This is a genomic window from Pseudomonas sp. MDT2-39-1 (assembly GCF_054898085.1).
The window spans coordinates 291,352-314,890 of sequence record NZ_CM142716.1 but is presented as its reverse complement, the minus strand read 5'-3'; the positions used below and the strand labels follow the sequence as shown (position 1 = coordinate 314,890).

General features: G+C 57.7%; 30 protein-coding genes and 1 tRNA gene. 10 read left to right on the top strand and 21 right to left on the bottom strand.

The window, feature by feature from the left end:
* The first annotated feature begins 52 nt into the window (after positions 1-52).
* Positions 53-478 carry a cell wall hydrolase gene (locus tag ACYZTM_RS01510; protein ID WP_461986554.1) on the top strand — a complete coding sequence of 142 codons (426 nt, stop codon included), beginning with the start codon at positions 53-55 and terminating at the stop codon, positions 476-478.
* A 37-nt stretch (positions 479-515) separates the two neighbouring features.
* On the opposite strand, the gene ACYZTM_RS01505 is transcribed toward ACYZTM_RS01510, so the two are convergent.
* The 3 genes from ACYZTM_RS01505 to ACYZTM_RS01495 form a co-directional block, all read right to left on the bottom strand.
* Positions 516-878 (bottom strand): hypothetical protein, encoded by a 363-nt coding sequence (locus ACYZTM_RS01505; RefSeq protein ID WP_461986552.1) that lies wholly within the window; start codon positions 876-878, stop codon positions 516-518.
* 254 nt (positions 879-1,132) lie between these two features.
* A complete protein-coding gene (locus tag ACYZTM_RS01500) occupies positions 1,133-1,720 on the bottom strand; it encodes a hypothetical protein (protein WP_461986550.1) in 588 nt (195 codons plus the stop codon).
* Between the two features lie 220 nt (positions 1,721-1,940).
* Positions 1,941-2,150: a hypothetical protein gene (locus tag ACYZTM_RS01495; protein ID WP_282314828.1), complete on the bottom strand. Its 210-nt coding sequence runs from the start codon at positions 2,148-2,150 to the stop codon at positions 1,941-1,943.
* 192 nt (positions 2,151-2,342) lie between these two features.
* On the opposite strand from ACYZTM_RS01495, the gene fleN reads away from it, so the two are divergent.
* Both fleN and ACYZTM_RS01485 read left to right on the top strand, forming a co-directional pair.
* On the top strand, positions 2,343-3,164 hold the full coding sequence (gene fleN / locus ACYZTM_RS01490; RefSeq protein ID WP_461986547.1) for a flagellar synthesis regulator FleN: 822 nt from the start codon (positions 2,343-2,345) through the stop codon (positions 3,162-3,164).
* Between the two features lie 527 nt (positions 3,165-3,691).
* Positions 3,692-3,769 (top strand) — tRNA-OTHER (locus tag ACYZTM_RS01485).
* 84 nt (positions 3,770-3,853) lie between these two features.
* Here the strand turns inward: ACYZTM_RS01485 and ACYZTM_RS01480 are convergent.
* On the bottom strand, positions 3,854-4,690 hold the full coding sequence (locus ACYZTM_RS01480) for an NAD(P)H-binding protein (RefSeq protein WP_461986545.1): 837 nt from the start codon (positions 4,688-4,690) through the stop codon (positions 3,854-3,856).
* A gap of 180 nt (positions 4,691-4,870) precedes the next feature.
* Between ACYZTM_RS01480 and ACYZTM_RS01475 the strand changes: the two genes are divergently transcribed.
* Positions 4,871-5,536, top strand: coding sequence for a TetR/AcrR family transcriptional regulator (locus ACYZTM_RS01475; protein ID WP_131058713.1), 666 nt, complete (start codon positions 4,871-4,873; stop codon positions 5,534-5,536).
* 150 nt (positions 5,537-5,686) lie between these two features.
* Here ACYZTM_RS01475 and ACYZTM_RS01470 read toward each other — a convergent pair whose 3' ends face one another.
* The 8 genes from ACYZTM_RS01470 to ACYZTM_RS01435 form a co-directional block, all read right to left on the bottom strand.
* Entirely contained in the window at positions 5,687-5,971 is a 285-nt protein-coding gene (locus ACYZTM_RS01470) for a hypothetical protein (protein WP_131058712.1), read from the bottom strand.
* Between the two features lie 307 nt (positions 5,972-6,278).
* Positions 6,279-6,509 (bottom strand): hypothetical protein, encoded by a 231-nt coding sequence (locus tag ACYZTM_RS01465; protein ID WP_010460746.1) that lies wholly within the window; start codon positions 6,507-6,509, stop codon positions 6,279-6,281.
* Positions 6,510-6,624: 115 nt separating this feature from the next.
* Positions 6,625-6,846 (bottom strand): hypothetical protein, encoded by a 222-nt coding sequence (locus ACYZTM_RS01460; protein ID WP_131058711.1) that lies wholly within the window; start codon positions 6,844-6,846, stop codon positions 6,625-6,627.
* 73 nt (positions 6,847-6,919) lie between these two features.
* Positions 6,920-7,960, bottom strand: a complete 1,041-nt coding sequence (locus ACYZTM_RS01455) for a DNA topoisomerase IB (RefSeq protein WP_131058710.1) — start codon at positions 7,958-7,960, stop codon at positions 6,920-6,922.
* Between the two features lie 77 nt (positions 7,961-8,037).
* Positions 8,038-9,117: a molybdenum ABC transporter ATP-binding protein gene (modC, locus tag ACYZTM_RS01450; RefSeq protein ID WP_461986542.1), complete on the bottom strand. Its 1,080-nt coding sequence runs from the start codon at positions 9,115-9,117 to the stop codon at positions 8,038-8,040.
* Positions 9,118-9,120: 3 nt separating this feature from the next.
* Complete coding sequence (gene modB / locus ACYZTM_RS01445; protein WP_461986540.1) at positions 9,121-9,801, bottom strand: molybdate ABC transporter permease subunit; 681 nt, start codon at positions 9,799-9,801, stop codon at positions 9,121-9,123.
* Positions 9,802-10,569: a molybdate ABC transporter substrate-binding protein gene (gene modA / locus ACYZTM_RS01440; RefSeq protein ID WP_461986538.1), complete on the bottom strand. Its 768-nt coding sequence runs from the start codon at positions 10,567-10,569 to the stop codon at positions 9,802-9,804.
* A 124-nt stretch (positions 10,570-10,693) separates the two neighbouring features.
* Positions 10,694-11,758 (bottom strand): NAD(P)H-dependent flavin oxidoreductase, encoded by a 1,065-nt coding sequence (locus ACYZTM_RS01435; RefSeq protein WP_461986536.1) that lies wholly within the window; start codon positions 11,756-11,758, stop codon positions 10,694-10,696.
* Between the two features lie 239 nt (positions 11,759-11,997).
* On the opposite strand from ACYZTM_RS01435, the gene acuI reads away from it, so the two are divergent.
* Positions 11,998-12,981 (top strand): acrylyl-CoA reductase (NADPH), encoded by a 984-nt coding sequence (gene acuI / locus ACYZTM_RS01430; RefSeq protein WP_461986534.1) that lies wholly within the window; start codon positions 11,998-12,000, stop codon positions 12,979-12,981.
* On the opposite strand, the gene ada is transcribed toward acuI, so the two are convergent.
* The 6 genes from ada to ACYZTM_RS01400 form a co-directional block, all read right to left on the bottom strand.
* Entirely contained in the window at positions 12,982-14,046 is a 1,065-nt protein-coding gene (gene ada / locus ACYZTM_RS01425) for a bifunctional DNA-binding transcriptional regulator/O6-methylguanine-DNA methyltransferase Ada (RefSeq protein WP_131058704.1), read from the bottom strand.
* Positions 14,047-14,133: 87 nt separating this feature from the next.
* Positions 14,134-14,814, bottom strand: coding sequence for a DNA oxidative demethylase AlkB (gene alkB / locus ACYZTM_RS01420; protein WP_461986532.1), 681 nt, complete (start codon positions 14,812-14,814; stop codon positions 14,134-14,136).
* Positions 14,804-15,508, bottom strand: coding sequence for a 2OG-Fe(II) oxygenase (locus tag ACYZTM_RS01415; RefSeq protein WP_461986530.1), 705 nt, complete (start codon positions 15,506-15,508; stop codon positions 14,804-14,806). Before ACYZTM_RS01415 ends, alkB begins: the two co-directional genes overlap by 11 nt.
* On the bottom strand, positions 15,505-16,011 hold the full coding sequence (locus ACYZTM_RS01410; RefSeq protein WP_131058701.1) for a methylated-DNA--[protein]-cysteine S-methyltransferase: 507 nt from the start codon (positions 16,009-16,011) through the stop codon (positions 15,505-15,507). Before ACYZTM_RS01410 ends, ACYZTM_RS01415 begins: the two co-directional genes overlap by 4 nt.
* A gap of 131 nt (positions 16,012-16,142) precedes the next feature.
* On the bottom strand, positions 16,143-16,319 hold the full coding sequence (locus tag ACYZTM_RS01405; protein ID WP_165557411.1) for a hypothetical protein: 177 nt from the start codon (positions 16,317-16,319) through the stop codon (positions 16,143-16,145).
* 29 nt (positions 16,320-16,348) lie between these two features.
* Positions 16,349-16,651, bottom strand: coding sequence for a DUF1883 domain-containing protein (locus ACYZTM_RS01400; RefSeq protein WP_007946189.1), 303 nt, complete (start codon positions 16,649-16,651; stop codon positions 16,349-16,351).
* Positions 16,652-16,863: 212 nt separating this feature from the next.
* Here ACYZTM_RS01400 and ACYZTM_RS01395 point away from each other — a divergent pair, with 212 nt between their 5' ends.
* Together ACYZTM_RS01395 and ACYZTM_RS01390 are read left to right on the top strand one after the other, a co-directional pair.
* The gene (locus ACYZTM_RS01395) at positions 16,864-17,220 is read left to right on the top strand and encodes a hypothetical protein (RefSeq protein ID WP_131058700.1); all 357 of its coding nucleotides are present in this window, start codon (positions 16,864-16,866) and stop codon (positions 17,218-17,220) included.
* A gap of 72 nt (positions 17,221-17,292) precedes the next feature.
* Positions 17,293-17,523, top strand: coding sequence for a hypothetical protein (locus ACYZTM_RS01390; RefSeq protein WP_109631864.1), 231 nt, complete (start codon positions 17,293-17,295; stop codon positions 17,521-17,523).
* Between the two features lie 11 nt (positions 17,524-17,534).
* Here ACYZTM_RS01390 and ACYZTM_RS01385 read toward each other — a convergent pair whose 3' ends face one another.
* A complete protein-coding gene (locus tag ACYZTM_RS01385) occupies positions 17,535-17,816 on the bottom strand; it encodes a hypothetical protein (RefSeq protein ID WP_165557410.1) in 282 nt (93 codons plus the stop codon).
* Between the two features lie 144 nt (positions 17,817-17,960).
* Positions 17,961-18,149, bottom strand: coding sequence for a hypothetical protein (locus ACYZTM_RS01380; protein ID WP_094467303.1), 189 nt, complete (start codon positions 18,147-18,149; stop codon positions 17,961-17,963).
* 258 nt (positions 18,150-18,407) lie between these two features.
* Here ACYZTM_RS01380 and galU point away from each other — a divergent pair, with 258 nt between their 5' ends.
* From galU to gorA, 3 genes are all read left to right on the top strand, one after another.
* The gene (galU, locus tag ACYZTM_RS01375) at positions 18,408-19,247 is read left to right on the top strand and encodes a UTP--glucose-1-phosphate uridylyltransferase GalU (protein ID WP_010460715.1); all 840 of its coding nucleotides are present in this window, start codon (positions 18,408-18,410) and stop codon (positions 19,245-19,247) included.
* A 231-nt stretch (positions 19,248-19,478) separates the two neighbouring features.
* Complete coding sequence (locus ACYZTM_RS01370; protein WP_461986525.1) at positions 19,479-21,008, top strand: MFS transporter; 1,530 nt, start codon at positions 19,479-19,481, stop codon at positions 21,006-21,008.
* A 106-nt stretch (positions 21,009-21,114) separates the two neighbouring features.
* A complete protein-coding gene (gene gorA, locus ACYZTM_RS01365) occupies positions 21,115-22,473 on the top strand; it encodes a glutathione-disulfide reductase (protein ID WP_461986523.1) in 1,359 nt (452 codons plus the stop codon).
* Here the strand turns inward: gorA and ACYZTM_RS01360 are convergent.
* Complete coding sequence (locus ACYZTM_RS01360; RefSeq protein ID WP_461986521.1) at positions 22,470-23,489, bottom strand: DNA-binding protein; 1,020 nt, start codon at positions 23,487-23,489, stop codon at positions 22,470-22,472. The genes gorA and ACYZTM_RS01360 overlap by 4 nt on opposite strands.
* Between the last annotated feature and the right edge of the window lie 50 nt (positions 23,490-23,539).

The window sequence follows — 23,539 nt, the reverse complement described above, 5'->3', positions numbered from 1 at the left end:
AGCACAACGCAACCCGCCATCGAGCGGGATTTTTTTTGCCTGGAGAAAAGCGATGCCAGTTACCGACAAAGACCGAGACATCCTCGCGCGCACGCTATGGGGTGAGGCGCGGGGTGAATCCCTGGCTGGCCAGATTGCCGTGGCCTGGACGATCCGCAACCGTGTAAACGACGGCAAGGATCGGTCATGGTGGGGGGAGGGCTACGCGGGCGTGTGCCAGAAGCCGTACCAGTTCAGCTGCTGGAACAGGAACGACCCGAACTTTGCTTCCCTGAGCGGTGCAAAGCCGATTCCATTCCGGGAGATTGCCCAGGCGCGGATCGCTGCTGACCAGGTGATCGGCGGAAAAGTGCCGGATCCAACCGGCGGCGCCACGCACTACTACGCGACCACCATGCCGCGACCACCAGCTTGGACTGTGGGTGCCAAGCAAACGCTGAAGCTTGGTCACCACGTCTTCTTCAAGGATGTGCCGTAAGCGCGCGGCGAGGCGGATATCCGCCCGTGGCTGGCGCTCATTGAGAGGCTGTAAGTGAGCTAGAAACTTCCTGGCATACTTCGGACCAGATGAGCGTACTCAGAGTCGTTACATCGACGCTAGAGAAATATTTATCCTCCTGGCGAGAATCAAATCGGATTGGATTGTTGCTTGAGCCAAGATAACGAACCTTTGAATTCAAACAGTCGAACTCTCTTTTGACGTAGGTAGTGAATGAAGTGCGCGCAATTTTCAGAACAACGATACGGTTGGGGCTGACGCCTTCAACCGACACTATTGAATACTCTGCTTCTAAATCGGCTGGATACGCTACTTTTATTTCAGCTGCATTACACGTCAGGCACAGAAGCGCCGCCGCAAAAATAAATAGAACCTTCATTTTTTCACCGTCCTTGGCCCACATGGGCGTTGCGAATTGGATCGTAAGGCAAATGTTGCCTTCCTGATACACCTTTAGGTGTTACAGCTTTATTTAGTCGAAGACATCGGGCTTATGCTCGGGGATGTGTTCTGTCGGCAGGACGCCGGAGGAAGAGCGGTTTGCTGATTGATCTACCAGTGCAAGCCGCTTAACTACGGGCTGGACAAAGTCAAACTGGTGATGGCTTACGAAGCATCGCCCGTCGCTGAATATTATGGTTTCGAAAAGAACGTTCTTTCCACATCCTTCACGAAATCCAGATAGAACCTCAAGCCGAGGGTAGCGAGTTCAGTAGGATGTTGGGTTACCAAAGTCAGCCCGAGATGCGAGGTGGGCGGGTTGTACCAATCGCCGTGATTTTTTACTGGAAGGGCAACAGGCTGAGGCGGCGTATTCGTCACGACTAACGGATTATCAGTGTGGATGACTACCTCGCCGTCCTTGATTTGCATTCGGCAAGAGCGAATTCCTTCATCCTCGGCGAAGGATACTGATAGAGATCCATCCCGCATTGTTGCGAGGTCTTGGATTGAGTGATTATCGGCATCGCGCGCAGCCTTCAGGTAGCGCAGCAACATGTCTTTTCGCCTCAGAGCCTGAAACTTACCTTGCCATGGTTGAAATTTTGCTTGAACGGAGACACAGGCGCGCTCGGTTTTGACCCATACCTTTTCGATGTGAGTAAGGTAGTCCCTCCATTCCGATTCGTACCCCTCGAATGTTACCGAATTTTTCATCGCTTCGATTGCCTGCCCGGCGGCAATGAGATTCGATTTAGGGTGCTTCAAGTTATCGATCATTTCGCACCTGCTGGCTGGCTGTCCTTGGATCGCCATTCTCCCATCCTTCATTCTCGCGCGCAAAACTACCTCTGCAAGCCACGGTTTCCCGTTTGCATAAGCAAAAAAACGTATGTTTTGCCACGCTTTAAAGTGGCTGTATCCGTTACAAAACAATAGGTTAGTTCGCTACAGTCCCCAGCATGGGGTGCTAGGGACTTAGCGTGGCGATCGATTGCTGTCACTCAGGAGTCATCAGCACTGCAAGCGTAAGCTTGATGAACTCCTCGTTCTTGTCGATGGTGTCCAAGGCACCGCGCACGTTGTCGGCGACGTCAGCTGAGCCGCGGGCCTCGACCCAATTGGAAAGCTCCAGGATGGCGGCCTCAAGGGCGAGCTGGTTTTCGTTGATCTTGAAGAGCAGGGAAGGGAGCAGGTCTGAGTTTGGCATAGCGATTCCTCCGTGGAGAGGTCAGCGTAGCAGTGGCAGTTCTGGTTCGCGTGATTGCCATGTAGTGGGTTACAGCGTTTCTGGTGATCCTGCGATATGGCTAGGGGCCATGCGTCTGCACTTTCAGTTACCATTACGCATCTAGGATTAACTACTACTCGCAAGCGCGGCACATGGAAGGGAATCAACAACATGGATGATGTGCATTCTGTACAAATTATCGCCGTGACCGGCGGTAAGGGCGGCGTCGGCAAGACGACTGTGGCTGTGAATCTTTCAGTGGCGTTGGCGAAACTTGGAAGGCGAGTCGTATTGCTTGATGGCGATCTTGGCTTGGCGAATATCGACATCCTGTTGGGGCTTTCCCCGCAGTACACACTTGCCGACTTAATCGAAGGTCGCTGTGAGCTATCCGACGTACTTGTGCACGGTCCGGGCGGGGTACGAATCGTCCCGGCCGCGTCCGGCACACAGAGCATGGTTCATTTGTCTCCGGCTCAGCTCGCCGGCCTGATCCAGGCCTTCAGTGAAATCGGTGACAGTCTCGATGTGCTGGTGATTGACACGGCTGCGGGCATCGGCGCATCGGTGGTCAGTCTCGTCCGGGCGGCCCATGAAGTCCTGCTGGTGGTCTGCGACGAACCGACCTCGATCACCGATGCCTACGCACTGATCAAACTGCTGAACCGCGATTACGGCATGAACCGCTTCCGCGTCCTGGCCAACATGGCCCAGAGCCCGCAGGAAGGGCGCAACCTGTTCGCCAAGTTGACCAAGGTCACGGATCGCTTCCTTGACATCGCCTTACAATACGTCGGCGCGGTGCCTTACGACGAAAGTGCGCGCAAGGCTGTGCAGAAGCAGCGAGCGGTCTACGAACACTTTCCGCACTCGAAGTGCGCCCAAGCATTTCAGAAAATCGCTTTAAAGGTCGACGCTTGGCCTTTGCCGGTTACCCCTAGAGGGCATATGGAGTTCTTCGTTGAGCGACTTGTCCATAATTCGAGAAGGTGACATGTCTCAGGCCTTATAAATGGTGCGATTGGGCGTCCGCTTACGCCTGGTAAGCATGGAGGCGCTCATAGGGAGGCCACTTCATACGTCAAGATCTTCGTGCTGATCGGCGTTGAGGAAATCGAAGGCTGCCCGTATGCGCAGTCGTGTTGGTGCAGGGAGGTGTGATTGTCGGCAGGACGCCGGGGGGGGAGGGTGCGTGACTTTTGCGTGACTCTCTCATGCACGTGTAAGCACTTGTGGGCATTCGATTGCAGCGAGCGCCAGTAAAAACGGCCATTTCACAAGGACTTACAGGGGTACTGCGTGCATGGGGTGCTAGGGGTCGTTGCGATACCAGTAGAGCGCGTGGATGTATGCATTATTGGCATAGTGTAAATTTGTTTCGACTCGCGCTGAGCGGGCATTTTTTCGCTTTGAACATGGGTTTTTCCGGGCCGCAATCATTTAGAGGTATGCGGAAACATTGGGTTGCATGGCACCCTTTTTTGCATGATTGCGACCCGGAAAAGCTATTGGAAGGCACGGCCTGATTGATTTTCCCTTGGGACTTAAAATCCCCCGCTCGTAAGGGCGTGCCGGTTCGATTCCGGCTTCGGGCACCATATATATCAAAGGCCTGCATGAGGAAACTCATGCAGGCCTTTGTCGTTTCTACTCCGCAATTTGGCAGACGATCCTCGTCGACCTCAACCCTGGTTCTGCCAGACCCCCGCAGCAACCGTACGCCGAACATAATCGCTGAAGTCTCGCGCGGGCCGACCTAGTGCACGCTGAACGCCATCAGTCAGTGGCGTGTTGCGACCATCGAGCATCGTTGTGAAGAGATACAGCACCAGGTCGATAAACTCGGCAGGAAGTTGTGCCTGTTCCAGCGCCTGACGATAGTCTTCCGATGGCACGGCAGTGAAACGGATATCGCGCCCGGTCCCCTTGGCGATCTCCTCGACCGCTTCGGCAAACGTCAGCGCCCGTGGCCCGGTCAATTCATAGAGTTGGCGTGAATGGCCGGGTTGGGTCAGCGCCTCAACGGCGATTTCGGCAATGTCCTCCGCATCGACGAAGGGCTCCGCGATACTGCCGACGGGGAGGGCCAGTTCTCCCTGAGCAATGGGCTCCAGAAAATGCGCTTCGCTGAAGTTCTGGAAGAACCAACTGGCCCGCAGGATCGTCCAGTCAACGCCGCTGTTCTGTATGACGCGTTCGGCTTGTTCCGCTTCGATCTCGCCGCGCCCGGACAGCAGCACCAGTTTGCTGACGCCACTTTTGACGGCCAGGTCGGTAAACGCCTGAACTGTCTCGAGGGCGCCCGGTACGGCAAGGTCCGGTTGATAGGAAATATATACGGCGTGAACGCCATCAAGCGCTGCATCCCAGGTCGTCCGGTCTTCCCAGTCAAAGAGTGGATTCGCCTCGCGCGATCCAAGGCGCACAGGCAATCCCGCCGCTTTGAGATGTTGAGTGATCCTGCGCCCTGTTTTTCCGGTCGCACCGAGAACGAGGAAAGTGTCTTGAGCGGTTTTCATCGCGTTCATCTTCATCGGGTTATGTGAGTGATGCTCACGTTTAAAAGATGATAAACGCTCATGTTGTGCCGTCAACCAACGTAGTGACGGAAACCGACGTACGGACGCAACCTCTTGGGGGCGTACGTTGGGGGGTGCTAAGGTGAGTGCTTGTCATGTTACTAATCGGGAACCACTCCAGTGCGAAAGAAGGCCGCCGCCGGGCTAGAGCAACCTGTTTCAGAGCCGAGCCGACGCAATCCCACGCAACAGCGCAGTCGCGAGCGGCAGGAGCGAATTCTTGCCGTGGCGACTCAGTTGATCGCGACCAAGGGCAGCGATCAGGTCAAGATGAGCGAAATCGCTGAGCGCTCTGAGATCTCGATCGGGTCGCTTTATCAATACTTCCCAGACAAGAGTTCAGTCATTCGCACGCTGGCCGAGCGCTATAACGCTGCAAGCCGTCGCTGTATCGAAGAGGCTCTGGTCGCGGTGCAGGATGCCCAAGGGTTGGCTGATGCCTATTCGGACTTGCTGGATCAGTATTACGAGATCGTTCAGGCCGAGCCTGCGATGCGCGATATCTGGTCGGGCATGCAGGTAGACAAGCAGCTGCTGGCGTTGGAGCTGGAGGAGAGTCGTGTGGCGGGCGGGTTACTGGCCGATGCGATGCTTCGGGTGTATCCAGGCAGCGATACGCAGCGGGTTGCTGATTCTGCCTTTCTGATCTGGCAGCTCGGTGAGGCAACCATGCGGCTGGCCACTTCTTGTGCGCCCGAAGAGGGGCGGCGGTTGTTTGAAGCGTTCAAGCGCATGTCGCTCGCGGAGATCATGGAGCCCATGTGCATGAAAGCGTCCGAGTCATGACAGGAACGGGTTGAGCTGAGCAAGTCGCCCCAAACGCAATCCACTGTGGGAGCGAGCCTGCTCGCGATGGCTGAGTATCAGTCAAATCAATGTTGAATGTACCGCCCTCATCGCGAGCAGGCTCGCCCCCGCATTGGCTCTTCATCGCCTTTAAACAAAAGGCTGACCGGTAAAGCCACGAGGTAGTCTTTGCAACCCGGCCATGGCAGTAAGCCGTTCTACCCAGGCTGCGCGCCAGTCATTGGCGGTGTGGGTGACTTTGGCCTTGCGTGCGGCACGGCGTGATGCGTTGCGTTCGGCTTTTCGCGCGTCCTTGAATGCGTCGGTGTTTCGGCAGCTTCTGCACTTTACGCGGGTCAATTCGGTGCTTGAGGTGAGATTGCTGCCTTTGTGGCCGCAGGCCAGATGCCCGCTGACTTTGAAGTGAGTGACCATGGAACGTCTCCTTCGCGACGTGTGATCGTTTGACCTCCCAAGAGCGATGGCGTTCGCTGGCTGCCTGGCGGGCAAAAAAAAAGGCCTGCATGCGGGCAGGCCAGGGGGTGTTTCTCAAAGGAGTGACTCACTGTAAGGCGTGGGTTGTGAACGTTACGTGAAAAGAGGGCGGCAAAAAAAGCCCAGCGCCAGGCCGGGTGGGTGTGTAACGCAAGATAATCAGGCAGGCACAGGCGCGGTGACGATGGAGTCGCCGTTCATGCGTCCTGAATCAGGCCCTGTTCTCGAATCGCGCGTCCAGATGGGATCATCTGAACCGCGGAAGAGGCGGGTCGACAGGTTTTAACGAAGACAGGGTGTTTCGAATCAGTGGCGCGTCTTTCTCGATGTCGTTCAGGCGGTCACGGATTCTGAGGGCTGTCGGGTGCCCTCCTTGATGATCTACCCAGTCGGCAATCTCTTTGCAAGCAGCGGCAAGTCGAGCCTGGCGGGAGTCGAGCAGGGTGAGCAGGGTGGTGATGGACTCTTTTTCGGACATGGCAAACACCTCCGTTCAAGAAACCTGACAAATAGCAGCAAAAAGCCCGCGTGGTGCGAGCTTTCTGCCGATGGGGTCGCTGGTCCTTCAGCTGTTTTCAGTATAGACCCGGACTTCAGGCTTGTCGGGCCGTCACTTGTGAGGTGAGATTGAGCCGCAGGCATTCACGCTGGGCATCTTCTTCAAGATCATAACCGTCACCGATGAAACCATGGGTGCGGGTATCGAAGATTCGATACCAGACTTCGGCTTCAGGTGGCGGGTGACTAACTTCTCCGGCCCGACGGCCATGAATGATGATCTTGTTGCAACGTTGCACAACGAAAATGTCTTCCATGGCGTCACCGCGGCTGATTCATGTCCACATCAACTATAGAAGTTCTTTGTGATCGTGCAAAAAAATGGACGGGTCATTTCGTCGATTCGGCCGCCGCGATCATTTTCTCCAGATACATGGCGAGCCCGACTTCCTCTGCCCTGAGCCCTTTACGCAGCCTCGGCCGAGGCAATTGGGCCAAGGCGCCGAGCATGAAGCCTTCAAGCACCGCCGGGTGGATGTAGCACTTGCGGCACACCGCCGGGGTGTTGCCGAGTTGCCTGGCGACGTTCTTGACCATCTCCACCACATGCCGTTTCGCATCCGACTCCGGTTCCCACTGCAATTCGCGCAGCACCGACAACGCCAGAGCGCTACCCGCCCAGGTGCGGTAATCCTTGGCCGTGAAGTCGGCGCCGGTGAGGGTTTGCAGGTAGGCATTGACGTCTGAGGAGCTGACGGTGTGCCGCTCGCCATTTTCGTCCAGGTACTGAAAGAGGTCTTGTCCGGGAATCTCCAGGCAGCGCTTGATGATTCGCGCCAGGCGTCGGTCTTTTACGGTGATCTGGTGTTCGACACCACTCTTGCCGCGGAACTGGAACAGGATCGCACTGCCGTTGACCTCTACGTGACGGCTGCGCAGAGTCGTCAGGCCGTACGAGCGATTTTCCCGCGCGTATTGAGTGTTGCCGACCCGGATCAGCGTTGCATCGAGCAAGGTAATGACGGTGGCCATGACTTTGTCTCGGCTGAACCCCGGAGCGTCCAGCAGTGCTTCAAGCTGTTTGCGCAGTTTCGGCAGTGCCAGGCCAAAGTCCCGCAGCCGCGAGTATTTGTCGGCATCGCGTACTTCGCGCCAGCGCACGTGGTAGCGGTATTGTTTGCGACCGCGAGCGTCACGTCCGGTGGCTTGCAAATGGCCGCGCGGGTCGGCGCAGATCCACACATTCGTATAGGCCGGCGGCACCGCAAGGGCGTTGAGGCGTTTGATTTCGTCGGGATCGGTAATGCGCTGGCCCGCGGGATCGAAGTAGCAGAATTTGCCACGCAATAGTTTGCGGGTGATTCCAGGCTGCGTGTCATCGACATAATGCAGGTCGGGTGGCAGCACATCGGGCAGCGCGGAGTCGGACATGGCGAAAATCCTTGGCGTTCAAGTCAGGGGGCCTGTACAGCCATTGACCGCGGCCATTCGCCGTGGTGCCGACGAATTTACGCCAGAACGGCCACCGCTTTGATCTGCGCCCAGAGTTGCTGGCCGGGGTGCACACCCAGTTGATCCCGGGAGTAGCGGGTGATGCGTGCCAGCAGCGGCGTGCCGGCAGCATTCAGGCGGATCAGCACGTGGGCGGCGTTATCGGCGCCAATTTCACTGATCACCGTCACCGGCAAGCGATTGAGAATGCTGCTTTGCTCCACGCCTTGCAGGCTCAGGCTGACATCACGTGCCTGGACCTTGCAGCGCAGCGCCTGGCCTTGGGTCATCGGAGCGTGCGCCACGCGAATGCTCAGGTCGGTATCGGGCAGTTGCAACGTCAGCAATTGATAGTGGGAGTCGTAGGCGCTGACCTGTCCTTCAATCACCACGCCGGCATCGTCGCCCAGCGCCAGGGGCAAGTCGAGACGCGCCAGCGTTTCGCCGATAGGGCCGCTGGCCAGCGCCTTGCCGTTGCTGAGCAGGACGATGTGGTCGGCCAGACGGGCAACCTCATCCTGAGAGTGGCTGACGTACAGCACCGGGATGTCGAGTTCATCGTGCAGGCGTTGCAGGTAAGGCAGGATTTCGTTTTTGCGCTGGCTATCCAGCGCCGCCAGCGGTTCGTCCATCAGCAACAGCTTCGGGCTGGTGAGCAGCGCGCGCGCGATGCCGATTCGCTGCCGTTCGCCGCCGGAGAGGTGCTGCGGATGACGGTCCAGCAGATGACCGATTCCCAGTAGCTCAGTGGCATGCGCCATGTCGACCCGTCGTTGCTGCTTGGGAATGCGCTTCAGGCCGAATTCCAGGTTGGCCAGCACCGACAGATGGGGAAACAGACTCGCTTCCTGGAAGACGTAACCCAGCGCGCGTTTATGCGGGGGAACGAAAATCTTCTTGTCGCTGTCCTGCCAGACTTCATCGTTGACCTGAATAAAGCCCTGTTCGGCCTGTTCCAGACCGGCAATACAGCGCAGGCATGTGGTCTTGCCTGAACCGGAATGACCATAGAGTGCGGTGACCCCACGGCCGGGCAATTGCAGATCCACCTCCAGGGCGAATCCCGAATAACTCAGTTTCAGACGCGTATGAATCATTGATCAGCTCCAGCCCGCTTTGGTTTTACGGCTGGAGTAGAGCGCCAGCAATACGGCGAAGGAGAACACCAGCATCGCCCCGGCCAACCAATGGGCCTGTGCGTACTCCATGGCTTCAACGTGATCGTAGATCTGCACTGAGACCACGCGGGTCTTGTCGGGAATGTTGCCGCCGATCATCAGCACTACGCCGAACTCGCCGACAGTGTGGGCAAAACCGAGAATGGCAGCGGTGATGAAGCCGGGTCGAGCCAGCGGCAGGATCACGCTGAAAAACGTGTCCCAGGGATTGGCGCGCAAGGTAGCGGCCACTTCCAGTGGGCGAGTGCCAATGGCGGAAAAAGCGTTTTGCAGCGGCTGGACCACGAACGGCATTGAGTACAGCACCGAACCGATCACCAGCCCTGCAAAACTGAATGTGAGCGTGCCGAGCCCCAGCGACTGGGTGAAATGGCCGATAAAGCCGTTAGGGCCGAGCGCCAGCAGCAAATAAAAGCCGATTACCGTGGGTGGCAAGACCAAGGGCAGGGCGACAATCGCCCCGACCGGGCCGCGCAACCAGGATTGGGTGCGCGACAGCCATAACGCAATCGGAGTGCCGATGATCAGCAGGATAACCGTCGTCAGGGACGCCAGTTTCAGGGTCAGCCAGATGGCGGAAAAGTCGGCGTTCGTCAGCGACATTTAGAGTTGGTAACCGTAGGATTTGATAACAGCGGCGGCTTTCGGCCCCTTGAGGTAGTCGACCAGCGCCTTGGCAGCCGGGTTGTCCTTGCCCTTGTTGAGGATCACCGCGTCTTGTTTGATCGGGTCGTGCATGTCGGCCGGAACGATCCAGGCCGAACCGCCGGTGACTTTGCCGTCTTTGTAGATCTGCGACAAGGCCACGAAGCCCAGTTCGGCATTGCCAGTGGAAACGAATTGATAGGCCTGGGTGATGTTCTGGCCTTCAACGATCTTGTCTTTGACCTTGTCGGTCAGGTCCAGCTTGGCCAGCACTTGAGTGGCGGCCAGGCCATAAGGTGCGGCCTTCGGGTTGGCGATGGAGAGATGCTTGTAATCGTTGTTTTTCAGCACATCGCCCTTGGCATCAACGTAACCCTCCTTGGCTGACCACAGCGCCAGCGTGCCGATGGCGTAGGTGAAGCGCGAACCCTTGACGGTATCGCCCTCGGCTTCGAGTTTTTGCGGGGTGGTGTCGTCCGCCGAGAGGAACACTTCGAACGGCGCGCCATTCTTGATCTGGGTGTAGAACTGGCCGGTCGCACCAAACGAAGTGACCAGTTTATGCCCGGTGTCTTTCTCGAAAGCTGCAGCGATGGCCTGAATCGGCGCGGTGAAGTTAGCGGCAACAGCGACCTGGACTTCGTCCGCCTGAGCGGACCCGAAAGCGAACACAGCGAGAAGACTTGCGAGGCAAGTGGGGGCAAAACGTGAGGCACGAATGGTCATGAAACGGCTCCGTTATAGGCAAATGCAACGATGGGGGGAAACGCTATATATCGGAATATATAGCGAAATGCCTGCAAGCGGAATGTGTTGGTACTGGGTTTGCGCACGGCTACAAAAGCGTGCGTTAGCGACGGAGCAACTTGGCCAAACCTTCCTCCGCCAAGCGCCGAGTCAACTCCGCCGTGGTCATTTCAGCGCCCAGCGTGAACGCCTGCCCAGCCCAAAGATTGCTGAAATCCGCTTCACCCTTGGCGCGCAACGGCATCAACGCACCGCCGGCCAATGGGAAGGCCGGGGCTTTATCGCTCATGGGCCCGAGTTCACGCATCACCCGATTGAGAATCCCCCGCGCCGGGCGGCCGGTGAAAAGGTTGGTCACCGCGGTCTCGCTTTCCTTGGCCGTGCGCAACGCTTTGTGGTGAGACGCGCTGACCTTGGCTTCCGGCGTGAACAGGTAAGCCGTCCCCACCTGCACCGCCGAAGCGCCCAGCAGAAAGGCCGCCGCAACGCCCCGGGCATCACTGATCCCGCCCGCTGCAATCACCGGCACTTTCACCGCATCCACGATTTGCGGCACGAGGGCGAATGTGCCCACCTGGCTGCTCAAGTCATCGCTGAGAAACATCCCGCGATGGCCGCCCGCCTCGTAGCCCATGGCGATGATCGCGTCGCAGCCATGTTGTTCCAGCCAGATGGCTTCTTCGACCGTGGTCGCCGAGGAGAGAATTTTCGCCCCGGTGGCTTTTACTCGATCCAGCAGCGATTTGTCCGGCAGGCCGAAGTGAAAGCTCACGACTTCTGGGTGAAATTCTTCGAGCACTTCGCAGGCGGCGTTATCGAAAGGCGCGCGATTGGACACCAGCGTGGGCGCCTCGAAATCGACACCCAGTTCCCGGTAGTACGGCTCCAGCAAATTCTTCCAGTCCCGAGCGCGTTGCTCATCGGCGGCCGGTGCCTGATGGCAAAAATAGTTGATGTTGAACGGACGCCGGCTGTGTTGACGGATCGTCTTCAGCTCTTCGCGCAACTGTTCGATGCTCAGCATTGCGGCGGGCATCGAGCCCAGGCCGCCGGCGTTACTCGCCGCGATGACCATGGCCGAGCCGGTCGCGCCGGCCATGGGAGCCTGGATGATCGGCAATTCGATGCCGAACAGGTCAAGAATGCGGGTGTCTGGCCATTGGCTCATTTGAATGATTCTCCGACGGGTAGAACCGGTTTTTTACCAGCAATGGCTGCCGCATGGCCAGCCGACTTTTGTATCCGGGACGTTTTCCAGTGTTCCAGAAACGCGAAAAAAAAGCGTAGCCGCACATCATGGAAACGCTCGGCGCTTTGGCGGATTAGCTTAAAGTCTTGTACGGCGAGATGTTTCTTTGTGGTATTTCAATAGCCCCACCACGTGATTGATTCCATTGAGAGGCAATGATGTTCAAAGGTATTTTGATCGACAAAGACGACAGCGGTTACCGGGCCACACTGCGAGAGATCAATGACGATCAACTGCCTGAGGGCGATGTGACGGTGCGCGTGGCGTACAGCACGCTGAACTTCAAGGATGGCCTGGCGATCACCGGCAGCAGCCCGGTGGTCAGGAAATTCCCGATGGTGCCGGGGATCGATCTGGCCGGTACGGTCGAAGTCAGCGGTCATCCGGACTATAAGGTCGGTGACCAGGTTCTGCTCAATGGCTGGGGCGTGGGCGAAGGCCATTGGGGCGGACTGGCGCAAAAAGCGCGCCTCAATGGCGACTGGCTGATCCCGCTACCCAAGGAATTCACCGCGGCCCAGGCCATGGCAATCGGCACCGCCGGTTACACGGCAATGCTGTGCATCCTGGCGCTGGAACATAACGGCGTAACGCCTGAGCAGGGCGAAGTCCTGGTCACCGGTGCCAATGGCGGTGTAGGCAGTTTCGCCATCGCGCTTTTGAGCAAACTCGGCTATCGAGTCGTGGCGTCCACGGGCCGTACCACCGAGCACGATTACCTAAAACAACTGGGTGCCAGCGAGATCATCGATCGCGCCACGCTTTCCGAGCCGGGCAAACCGTTGGCCAAGGAACGCTGGGCAGCGGTGATCGACTCGGTCGGCAGCCACACGTTGGCCAACGCCTGCGCCAGCACCAAGGCCAATGGCACGGTTGCCGCGTGCGGTCTGGCACAAGGCATGGACTTTCCGGCCTCCGTCGCGCCGTTCATTTTGCGCGGCGTGACATTGGCCGGGATCAACAGCGTGACCCAGCCCAAAGCCAAACGGGTACAGGCCTGGAGTCGCCTGGCCAAGGATCTGGACTTCGCGTTGCTGCCGTTGATCAGCCATGAAATCGGCTTGAGCGAAGCCATCGACGCTTCGCCGCGTTTGCTTGCCGGGCAATTGCGTGGGCGGGTTGTGGTCGATGTGAATCGCTGATTAGCGAGTCTCGCGCTCCAACAACTGGCGCTTGCGCTCCACCCCCCAGCGATAGCCCGACAGGTTGCCGTCGCTGCGCACCACGCGGTGGCACGGAATCGCCACCGCAATACTGTTCGCGCCGCAGGCCTGGGCCACGGCGCGCACGGCTTTGGGAGCGCCGATACGCAGAGCGATATCGGCGTAGCTCGCGGTACTGCCCGCAGGAATCTCCCGCAGCGCCTGCCAGACCCGTTCCTGAAACGCCGTGCCGCGCACGTCCAGCGGTAAATCCAGGCCAATCGCGGGGGCTTCGATAAAACCCACAACCTTGGCAATCAACTGTTCGAACTCGTGATCGGCGCCAATCAGATTGGCGCGCCGAAACTTGTCCTGCAGATCACAGACCAGTTGATGCGGATCATCCCCCAACAGAATCGCGCAAACGCCGCGCTCACTTTGCGCCACCAGAATCGCCCCCAGGGAACACTGGCCGACGGCAAAACGGATGTCGTTGTTCTGGCCCGCCGCGCGGTAATCGCCAGGCTTCATGCCCAGCAACTGATCGGCCGATTCATAGAAGCGACTGTTGGAGTTGAAGCCAGCGTTGTACAGGGCGTCGGTGACCGAGGCGCCATCGGCCAGGCGTTCGCGAACCTTGCGTGATCGATGGGCGCTGGCGTAACCCTTGGGTGTCAGCCCGGTCACGGCTTTGAACACTCGATGAAAGTGGAAGCTGCTCAGGCCCGCAGCGTCTGCCAGTTCGGTCAAAGCAGGTAGATTTTCGGCGGACTCAATGTAACGGCAAGCGGCGGCCACGGTTGCCGCGTGCTGTGCGGCGACGTCGCTTTGATCCTTTGTGGCCCGTTTGCTCGGACGATAACCCGCCGCCTCGGCTTGTTCTTCTGTGTCGAAAAATTCGACATTCTGCGGGTTCGGCAGACGCGCCAGGCTACTGGGGCGGCAATAAATTCCGGTGGTTTTCACGGCATAGACAAACTGCCCGTCGGCGCCGGGATCCCGTGCAACGACGGCGGCCCAGCGAGGATCGTTCTCGGTGGCAAGTTTTGTCGAATGAGTTGTCATGGCTTCATGTCCGTTGGACCGTTTCCTTCAGATTAACCAGCCCGCAAACCCGCTGCACCCCGAGTCTTGCGGTTGAATTCGAGGGCTTCATCCGGCGGTTCGAAAGGTGAAGTTGATCCGTTGTTCGCCCAGGCGCGGGTGATGGCCGTCCTTGATTGGCAAGACGCCGTGATAACGCAAGCGATCAACGCCGCCCCAGACCACGATATCGCCATGTAGCAGCGGTACGCGTTGGCTTTTATCGCTTCGTTCAAAACCGCCGAACAGGAAGGTGGCAGGCAACCCAAGCGACACCGAAACGATCGGTGCTGCGTAGGAACCTTCGTCCTTGTCCTGGTGCAATGACATTTTGGCCCTGGGGATATAGCGGTTGATCAGGCAGGAATCCGGAACAAAATCCGCAAATCCTGCTTCCTGTGCCGCCGCCTGTGCCAGTTCGAAAAACACCTGGGGCATCTCGGGCCAGGGTTGCCCGGTCTGTGGGTCGTTGCGCGTGTATTTGTAGCCGCTGCGGTCAGTGGTCCAGCCCCAAGTGCCGCAACTGCTCAGGGCCACCGACATGGTAAAGCCACCGGGCGTGACCATCTGCCGAAACGGCGCGGCCGTCAGAACCGCTTCCAGTGCGGGCAGCAACTGATCCAGCCGGGGCAGGGCAAAGCCGCGCAAGACGTAGGACTGTTCGCCGATCTGCTCGCGCCTGGGCGCTTGCTCGGGCTCGGCGTCGGCAAACAGATCGAAGGGGATCGGGCTCATGGGGTCATAACGCATCGTGAAAGATGATTCCAAGGGTATGCCGTTTTCCGCTGTGCAGGCGACTCACGCCATGACGCATCGTCACTCGGTAATAGCCGCGAACGCCTCTGACCGGGCGTTGGCTGACCGCAAAGATCAAGCCATCACCTTTTTTCAGGCCGACAACCTGAGGGCGTGACTGCATCCGCGGGCGTTGTTCAGTCAACACAAACTCGCCGCCGGTGAAATCTTCGTCCGGTTCTGACAGAAGAATCGCCACTTGCAGCGGGAACACGTGTTCGCCGTACAGGTCCTGATGCAAGCAGTTGTAGTCCAGCGGGCCATATTGCAGCAATAACGGAGTCGGGCGCTCCTGACCAGCGGCATGGCAGCGTTGCAGAAACGCTTCATGGGTGTCGGGGAAACGGGTCGGCATGTCCATGCATTCGTACCAGCGATTGGCGATCGGCACCAGGCGAGGGTAGAGCGCGCTGCGCAAACGGGCGACCGGTTCAGGCAACGGGTATTTAAAGTACTTGTACTCGCCACGGCCAAAACCGTGACGCGCCATCAGCACTTGAGATCGAAAGGGCGCTGGCTGGGCGTAGAGGGCGCTGAGTTCGTCGCACGCCTCCACGCTTAACAGCGACCTGATGACGGCGCAGCCATCCTGATCGAGCTTTTGTTCCAGGGTTGCCCAGTCCAGCGCGTCGAAGGTTTGCTCGCTCATCGTTGAACCTCACGATCCAGCAACTGCCGTTTGCGCTCCAATCCCCACCGATAACCGCCAAGGCTGCCGTCCTGTCGCAGCACCCGATGGCAAGGCACGACAACGGCCACCGGATTGGCACCACAGGCATTCGCCACCGCCCGAAAAGCGCTGGGCTGACCGAGGCGTTGGGCGATATCGCGGTAACTGGCGGTTTCGCCGACGGGGATTTGCCGCAGGACTTCCCAGACCCGCCGTTGAAATACGCTGGCGGTCAAATCCAGTGGCAGATCGAGCGCGGTGTTCGGGTCTTCGAGGTGGCGCAGTGTTTGCTCCAGGGCCGGCATCAAACCTTCATCGCGCTGCCGGGTGGGTTGGCCAGGGAAACGCCGTGCCAGATCCCGCTCGAGCGTGATCAAGTCGTCACCGAGCAGCAACGCGCACACGCCCTCGGCGCTGAACGCCAGCATCAAGACGCCAAGGCTGGAAGTGCCGCTGATGTAGCGAATCGGGGAAGTAAGCATGTTCTGACTCCTTAACCAAAGGTCGAGGTGGCCAGACTAGGGAGCGCCAAGGGAGTGAACACTCCGGCGCTTGCGGTCGAACTCAAATCGGGCGCGGAGCATGACGTCCTTGTTGTCGCTCCGGGTCGCGTTTACAGCGCTTTGCTGACACTGATTTCGCTGATGACGTCTTCACTCGTACCATGAATGGCGTCCAGCGCGGCTTTGGCTTCTTCTTCGGTGCCTTTTTCGAGCTGGGCAAATTCGAAGCGGCGTTCGCCGTTGAGTTTGTATTTGATGACGTACTTGGTCGTCTGGGCCACGGTCATACCTGCCTTTCTTGGTGTGAGAAGGTCACTCAGCTCAGTTTCGTGCTGGAGCGACGGATGATCTTGATCGAGTGCGTCAGGGTCGGTTTGCGGGTCACGCTGATCGGCCGGCGGTTGACCGTGTCGATGGTGATGTTCCAGAAACCGGTGCTTGGCGCAGTGATCCGGGCCGGGAAGGTGTCGAAAGCACCGCCGTGATAAGTGTGACGGCCGCCGTTCTTGAAGCTGCGGAAGTTGGCGTCGTTCATCAAGCGGATGTTGCACGTTTGGGAGCACTGGATGACGACGATGTCGTCTTCGTTGAGGTGCTCGCGCTGGTGGATAAATTTCATGAGGCGCCTCCAGAAGGGCTTTTTCTACAAAATCAAAACGATAGCATGGGCGATTGGCGCAGTTTATCAGCCCGAACAGGTTATTATCCGGTCGTCGGGGTTCGCTTTGACAATTTAAAACAGTTATTCGGAATTCTATGAGCGATAAACGCAGTGAGCCTCGGAGAAAATTGGCATTTGTGCTGTCGGAGGGTCTTTATCGGAGGTTATATATGAAGTGGGGTTCGTTGGTCTTGCCGTTGGCATTGGTAGTGAGTGGTTGTGCGAGTGTCTCGGAGATTAACGAGACGCTGCCTACCATGAACGTGATCTCAGGCAAAAAGCCCAATGAGTACGCGCAATGCCTGGTTGAAAAACTGGCCGACAGTCGTGGTGCCCTGCAAGTGGAGTCGCACAAGGACGGGATGCGCGTGATCGTGCCGGCAAAATTCTCGACGGCCCCGGCAGCCGTGTTCGACATCGAAGATCGCTCGGGTGGCAGCGGTATCAAGCTGCATGAGCGTATGTCCAATGTGCCGGTCCGTCCAAAGGACGTACAGAAAGCCGCCAATGCGTGCATTTCCGGCTGATAGGCTGGCCACCGTTCATACCGATGCCGTCAAAGTCATGCTTTGGCGGCATTGTCATTTCTGGAGTCGAGCATGAAGCGAGAGCAGGTACGGGAACGCCATGCAGAGGGTCTGATCTCTGCCACCCACGTCATTCAAAATCCGGCGAACCCCGGGGAATGGATTGTGTTTTTCAAGAAAAGCGCCGGGCGCAGTTATTTCCTGGTGGATGATAATGACGAGGTCGAATCGTTTGGTCGTCTCGACGATTTGATCGAGACCGTGCGCGGCCTCGGGATCAAATTCGCGGAAATTCACATGTAGGGCAGGGCGTATTACTTGCAGACCACCACGACGCTGCGGTTCTTGAAGTTGCCGACATCGACGCCTAGGGTCTTGTCGCTTTCCTTGGTGGAAGGCGTGCCGTCGGTGCCAACGATCCGGTAGCCGGTGCCGGCGCAAGAGGCATCGGCTTTTTCATAGCACGTAGCCCAGGAGTTGGCTTCGCCGGAGCAATCGATCGCCAGGCCTTGTTCGCCGTTGTTCAGGACCGTCTTTTCGGAAGTGGCGCAGCCGCTCAGGGCCAGGATCGCAATCAGGGGCAAAAATCTGTTCATGTTCATAGTGTCGTCTTCAGCGAGGGGGGGGCTAGACGCTCTGACAGCGCCAGTGTGAAAAGGTTATAGCGATTGGCCACTTGTTTGCACCCGACCACAAAAAAGCCCTGCTCGATGGCAGGGCTCTGCGAGTGCCGCAGGAGATCAGTCCTGACTCTTGCCGCGTCGCTTCGGCGCGGGAGGTGTGTAGTCGAGCACCGACGCCACTTCAATCGCCATCGCTTCGCTGGGTAACGGCCCGGAAACATCTTCGCCATTGGCGGCGGTAATGTGCCACTGGCCATCTTTTCCTTTGTCGACCGTGTACCCGTTGATGATTTTTGCTACGGTCATCTATCTGTCTCGTTCACTGGTTCAAAGTCGCCATGATACCGGCAAATGCTCGCATCGGGGGACGATAAGCGTATGGTAGTCCAGTTTGCCGGCCTCTTTGAGCTACGCTGATTTGACCGCGCAAAAATGCGGATGGAACTATCCGCGGGAATATTTCTCTATGATGGCATCGGTTAGCCAGCGCGGGGCATTGTAAGGTGCACGCCGCCTGATTAGACTGCGCCGAAACTCGTACACACAGCCCTTTCAAGGACTTATATGATCAAGAAATGCTTGTTCCCAGCAGCCGGTTACGGTACTCGCTTCCTGCCAGCGACTAAAGCCATGCCCAAAGAAATGCTGCCGGTGGTAAACAAGCCACTGATCCAGTACGGCGTCGAAGAAGCACTGGACGCTGGTTTGACTGAAATCTCCATCGTCACCGGCCGTGGTAAACGCGCCCTGGAAGACCACTTCGACATCAGCTACGAGCTGGAAAACCAGATCAAAGGCACCGACAAAGAGAAGTACCTGGTCGGTATTCGCAAGCTGCTCGACAACTGCTCGTTTTCCTACACCCGCCAGACCGAGATGAAAGGCCTGGGCCACGCAATTCTGACCGGTCGCCCACTGATCGGTGACGAACCGTTCGCCGTGGTACTGGCGGATGACTTGTGCGTCAACCTCGAAGGCGACGGCGTACTGACCCAGATGGTCAAGCTGTACAAGCAGTTCCGCTGCTCAATCGTTGCCATCCAGGAGGTCGATCCGCAAGAAACTCACAAGTACGGCGTTATTGCCGGTGAGATGATCCGCGACGACATCTACCGCGTTCACAGCATGGTCGAGAAGCCAAAGCCAGAAGATGCACCGTCTAACCTGGCGATTATCGGCCGTTACATCCTGACCCCGGACATCTTCGACCTGATCGAACAAACCGAGCCAGGCAAGGGTGGTGAAATCCAGATCACCGACGCCCTGATGAAACAAGCCCAAAACGGCTGCGTCATGGCCTACAAGTTCAAAGGCAAGCGGTTCGACTGCGGTGGCGCTGAAGGCTACATCGATGCGACCAACTTCTGCTTCGAGAACTTCTACAAGACTGGCAAGGCTTACTGATAGTGCTTGGCTGACTTGTACTCAAATGAAACCCCGACTTGTTCGGGGTTTTTTTTGATCAACGTAAAGGCAGATTGTTACCGCCAGGAAATACTTTTCCTGTTGCTCGATTGATTCGGCATTGTCATTAATAAAACTGACTAAATCTTGGTAAGGGAGTGCGCAAGGTGGTCCGCGGCAGCATTGCTGAATGCTCCGTGAATTTTTTTGCGGTGACAGGGAGTTTGGCTAATGAGTTTGATGGATGAGGGAATTCATAGCGGCGCAAGATCAAAGCGTTGGTTAAGCCTAAGCGTGCTGATGCTGCCTGTATTGCTGGTGACAGTTGACAATACGGTGCTTGGATTTGCGTTACCAAAAATTGCCGAGGCCCTGCATCCGAGCGCTAGCCAGCAGTTGTGGATGATCGATGCTTACTCGCTGGTATTGGCGGGATTGCTGGTGTCGATGGGTAGTCTGGGAGATCGAATCGGTCATCGGAAGTTGTTGCTGGCCGGGTCCTTGGGGTTTGTCATTGTGTCGGTGCTAACCGCGTATTCCGATACCGCCACGCAACTGATTGCCGGGCGAGCTTGTATGGGCGTTTTCGGTGCAACGCTGATGCCCTCAACATTGGCGTTGATACGTTCGGTGTTCGAGGACAGAGAAGAACGCAGACTAGCAGTCGCGATCTGGGCAACGACTTTGACGGTCGGCTCTGCACTCGGTCCTTTGGTAGGCGGGGTGTTGCTGGAGTTCTTCAGTTGGGGGGCGATTTTCCTGTTGGCGATGCCCGTGTTGGTGCCACTGCTGGTATTGGGGCCACTGTTGTTGCCCGAATCCGAGCGAGATGCTTCAGGATCGTTGGATCCGGTAAGCATCCTGCAATCGATGGTAGCCCTTGGTGCCATTGTTTATGGCATTAAACACAGCGCCAGTAGTGGTATCGACTGGATGGCGCTGACAACATTTGCAGTAGGCGCAGTTGCAGGCTGGATGTTTGTGCGTCGACAGTTACGACTGCCAGTGCCGCTGATGGACCTGAGTCTGTTCCGCAATGGCACCTTTAGCGGGTCTGTCGCGATCAATTTGATGAGTCTTGCGTTCCTCGTCGGCTTCGTATTTTTTACCACTCAGTTCCTGCAGATCGTTCTTCTGATGTCGCCCTTGAGTGCTAGCCTCGCGTTGGTCCCAGGTCAGATCATGGCGATTGTAGTGGGGATGGCGGTCGTGCCTGTTGCACAGCGATTACAGGTGCATGTGCTGATTCCGATGTTGATGGCGTTTGCTGGAGCGGCGTTTTTGCTGGTCGCCAGCATTGGCAGTAGCCTGACCGTTCTAGTGGTGTCTTTTGCCTTGCTGAACATTGGCGTGGGCGCGATCGCGACGGTGTCCAATGATGTGATTTTGTCAGCCGCACCACCGACAAAGGCGGGCGCTGCGTCGGCCATTAGCGAAACGGCCTATGAAGTGGGCGTAGTTTTGGGGACGACAGTGCTCGGCGGTCTCGTCACTGCCTACTATCGCGGTGCATTGCAGCTTCCGGGGTTTCTGAGCGAAGTGCAGATGATGCTGGCGAGTGAGACGCTAGCTGGCGCTCATCATGTGGCGGCAGACTTGTCGGGTGATCAAGCAAGAGAATTGATGACGCAGGCGGGAAGGGCATTCGAAGGTGGAATCGGTTTGGTTTCGTGGGTGACGTTCGGCTTGGCACTCATGGCGATTTTGATTGCTCGGCGCACTCTCCGGACACCGAAAACGCAATCTGCAAAGGGGCATTGAAAAAAACGCAGGTTGGGCTGCGTATCGCACGGCCCGAACATTTCAGCGTAATGCTTGCTCAACGGCAGCCCGCAGGTATGCTGGTTGCCTGCCGAGGAGATTGAAAATGGCCTACGATTTTGACCTTTATGTGATTGGCGCCGGTTCCGGCGGTGTGCGGGCTGCGCGTTTTGCCGCTGGTTTTGGCGCGAAAGTGGCGGTGGCCGAAAGCCGTTACCTGGGCGGTACGTGTGTGAACGTCGGCTGCGTGCCGAAGAAGTTGCTGGTCTATGGCGCGCACTTCGCCGAAGACTTCGAGCAGGCTTCGGGCTTTGGTTGGACACTGGGCGAAGCGAAGTTTGATTGGGCAACGCTGATCGCCAACAAGGATCGCGAGATCAATCGACTGAACGGTATTTACCGCAACCTGCTGGTCAACAGCGGTGTAACCCTGCATGAAGGTCATGCCAAAATCGTCGACCCGAACACGGTCGAGATCAATGGCGAGCGCTACACCGCCAAGAACATCCTGATTGCTACCGGTGGCTGGCCGCAGATCCCGGAGATTGCGGGGCACGAGCACGCGATCAGTTCCAACCAGGCGTTCTTCTTAAAAGAACTGCCGAAGCGCGTTGTGGTTGTGGGCGGTGGTTACATCGCTATCGAATTTGCCGGGATCTTCCACGGGGTGGGTGCCGAGACCACATTGTTGTATCGCGGTGAGTTGTTCCTGCGCGGCTTCGACGGTGCAGTGCGCAAGCATTTGCAGGAAGAGCTGACCAAGCGCGGCATGAACCTGCAGTTCAACGCCGACATCGAGCGCATCGACAAGCAGTCCGATGGCAGCCTGAAGGTGACGCTCAAGGACGGTCGCGAGCTGGAGGCGGATTGTGTGTTCTACGCCACCGGTCGCCGTCCGATGCTCGACAATCTCGGGCTGGAAAACACCGGCGTCAAACTTGACAAGAAAGGTTTCGTCGAGGTCGATGACCAATATCAGACCGCAGAGCCGTCGATCCTGGCGCTTGGCGATGTGATCGGCCGTATTCAGCTGACCCCCGTCGCCCTGGCTGAAGGCATGGCTGTGGCGCGTCGTTTGTTCAAGCCTGAGCAGTATCGCCCGGTGGATTACAAGATGATCCCGACCGCCGTGTTCAGCCTGCCGAACATTGGCACTGTCGGCTTGAGCGAGGAAGAGGCGCGCGAAGCCGGCCACGACGTGCAGATTTTCGAAAGCCGTTTCCGCCCGATGAAGCTGACCCTGACCGAATGCCAGGAGCGCACGCTGATGAAGCTTGTCGTCGATGCCAAGACCGACAAGGTTCTGGGCTGCCACATGGTCGGGCCGGATGCCGGCGAGATCGTTCAGGGGCTGGCAATTGCCTTGAAGGCTGGCGCGACCAAGCGCGACTTCGACGAAACCATCGGCGTGCATCCTACTGCCGCCGAAGAGTTCGTCACCATGCGTACGCCGGTTGCCGGTTAATCGCTCTTTTCGCTCTCTGATGCGTCTGGTGCTGTTGCAATGACAGCCGCCAGGCGCAGGCTTTCATCGAGGCTCGCCTGAGTCTTGAGCAATTCCATCTTCAGCATTTTGTTTATCTGCGACTGCTCGTCGACGTTCTGCTTGAGCGACTGACTTTCCAGCAGGGCGGCGCGCAAGCGTTCCTGGAGGAGGGTGCGTTCGCTGTCGATGCGGTTGACCTGCTCCAGCAGTTGATCCTGACGGCCGTTAGTGTGTTTCAGTTGCTCCTGCAATAGCCCCAGCTCTCGTAGCGTTCCGCGGTTCTCGGTGAGCAGGCGCTCGTTGTCGCGGTGCAATTGAGTAATCTCATCCTGACGCACCAATGCGCTTTGCTGGGCTTGGCGCAGTTCCATCTGAATTTGCTGCACCTGGCCTTCGTGGCGACTTTGCTCCTGCTCGCGTTGTTCCTTGACGGCGTTGCGGTAGTGTTCCAGGGCATCGCGCGTGTGCAGGTGCTTTTCTTCCAATGAGCGGATCTGCTCATCCTTGTCTTGCAAGCGCAGTTCGAAATCGGCCAGCGCCTGGTTCAGTCCGGCGTTGCGGGTTTGCTCGGTCTGCAGCATGGAGCGGGTTTCTTGCAGGGCCTCGGACTCTTGAGTCAGTGCCAGGCTTTGAATCTCGTATTGCTGGTGCAATTCAGTATTGGCTTGCCGGGCTTCGGTCAGCTGGATTTCCAACTCTTTTCGTTGCTGATCGAACTGCGCGCGTGCCTGGTCGATGGGTTCTTGCGCCTGCTCCTTGAGGCGTTGCGCCAAGCGCGAAACCAGCCCTGCCAGCTCATCATCGATGGGCTCTGAAGGCGTTTCGGTGCGTTCGCTGCCGTCATCCAGCTCCTTCAGGTAGCGGTGGATGGTGGTTTTCGAGCCGGTATTGCCCATTTCGATCCGTACTGCATCGATGCTGGGGTTTTCGCCACGGGCGAGGATTGCCAAGCGTGCCGCCTGCACCACTGCTTTATTTACGCCGCCACGAGCCATGTGTTCTCCTACGATTTCGTACTGTGGTACATGCCACCAAAGTACGCAGT